Genomic DNA, 1,877 nt, shown 5'->3' with positions numbered 1-1,877 from the left:
AATTTTCTTTAAATAAAATATTTAAAACTATATGCTAAACGAGCTTAAAAACCGATAAAAAGTGATAATATTATGAGATTAAATAATATATTTGTTAAAAACCGTTCTGCTAAATTTCAGCGTCTCGCAAGCCGCGGGGTTATATTATTATCAAATTTTAACAAGAAAGGGCAAAAATGACGCAGTTTGACGCGAGAAATGTCAGCATGGTGATGGATCTTTACGAGCTTACGATGGCGGAGGGGTATTTTAAAAGCGGAGATCAGCCGCGCGTGGCGTTTGACGTTTTTTACCGCAAGGTGCCCGACGGCGGCGGTTTTGCGATATTTGCGGGGCTTGAGCAAATCATTGAGTATGTGGAAAATTTACACTTTGACGATAGCGACGTGGATTATCTGCGCTCATTAAATTTATTTAGCGAGGATTTTTTGGATTATCTGCGCAAATTTCGCTTTAAAGGCGATATATACGCATTTGCCGAGGGTACGATCATCTATCCGCAAGAGCCTTTTATGACCGTCGTAGCCTCGCCTATCGACGCGCAGCTCATAGAAACCGCGATCCTATCGCAGATAAATCACCAAAGCCTCATCGCGACCAAGGCTAGGCGCATCGTAAAGGCCGCGGACGGCAGGAGCGTGTTTGACTTCGGCGCTAGGCGCGCGCACAACCTAGACGCCGCGATCTACGGCGCCAGAGCGGCCTACATCGGCGGCGCGGACGGTACGGCGACGGTACTAGCGGCTAAAACTTTCGGCATACCGACGACGGGCACGATGGCGCACAGCTGGGTGATGTATTTTGGCGACGAATTTGAAGCCTTTAAGCGCTACGCCCTGCTCTATCCGGACTCCGCTTCGCTGCTCGTAGATACCTACGACGTGCTACATAGCGGCGTGCCAAATGCGATAAAAACGGCAAAAGAGGTGCTAGAGCCGCTGGGCAAACGCCTAAAAGCAGTCAGGCTAGACTCCGGCGACCTGGCGTATCTATCCAAAAAAACGCGTGCGATGCTAGATGCCGCAGGACTAAAAGACTGCAAGATCACGGTCTCAAACAGCCTAGATGAGTATACTATCGCCTCGATCCTAGCTCAAGGCGGGCAGATAGACGGCTTTGGCGTTGGCGAGCGCCTGATAACGTCAAAAAGCGATCCGGTTTTCGGCGGAGTCTATAAACTAGTCGCAGTCGAGAATAAAGGCATTTTTAGCCCGCGCATAAAGGTCTCGGAGGCCGTAGAAAAGATGACTAATCCGGGTCTAAAAAAAGTTTGGCGCATATATAAAGGCGGTCAAGCCGTCGCCGATTTGATCACGAACGCGGACGAAACGCCCGATCTCTCAAAACCCTACCGCTACATAGATCCCGAAAAACCGTGGAAGGAGCTGTATTTTGAGGGTTGCACGGCGCGACAGCTGCAAAACCTAGTCGTAAAAGACGGCAAGCGCGCGGCCGAGCCGGTAAATTTAGCCCAAATCAGAGACTACGTAAAAAAGCAGCTCGAAAATGAAATTTGGCAGGAGGAGCAGCGCTTTGAAAACCCACACAAGCACTACGTCGATATGAGCGTGGACTACTACGAGATGAAGATGAGTCTTTTGCGTAGTACAAAAAAATAAATAAAAAAACGGGCGGCTTACTTTTGCGGTAAATTTTATCGCGCAAATACAAGTTTATAGATGCGAGAGACTGAGCCGCTCGTTAAATTTTCATATCGACAAAAAACAAAAGTAGCAAAATAACGGTTTTTGCTTTTTTAATATCAATCTATTTATTTGAAATGCGGTCCGATTTTAGAAATTTAACTTGCAGTACCCTTGCAAAGCTAAATTTGGATAAAAAACTAGCTTATTTCGATTTCGCTTCTAGTGCAAATT

Annotated in this window: 1 protein-coding gene; it reads left to right on the top strand. The window is 46.7% G+C overall.

Going from position 1 to position 1,877, the window contains the following annotated elements; all coding sequences use genetic code 11:
- Positions 1 to 176 precede the first annotated feature (176 nt).
- Entirely contained in the window at positions 177 to 1,619 is a 1,443-nt protein-coding gene (locus tag Q0314_RS02130) for a nicotinate phosphoribosyltransferase (protein WP_298056005.1), read from the top strand.
- The last annotated feature ends 258 nt before the right edge of the window (positions 1,620 to 1,877 follow it).

This window comes from uncultured Campylobacter sp. (assembly GCF_938040115.1).
Taxonomy (GTDB): Bacteria; Campylobacterota; Campylobacteria; order Campylobacterales; family Campylobacteraceae; genus Campylobacter_A.
Note: the sequence above shows the minus strand (reverse complement) of the source record. Positions and strands in the feature narration are given on the sequence as shown.

Excerpts from the sequence above, each read along its gene's own strand:
- Q0314_RS02130 (WP_298056005.1), top strand. The coding sequence starts at position 177 with ATGACGCAGTTTGACGCGAGAAATGTCAGCATGGTGATGGATCTTTAC.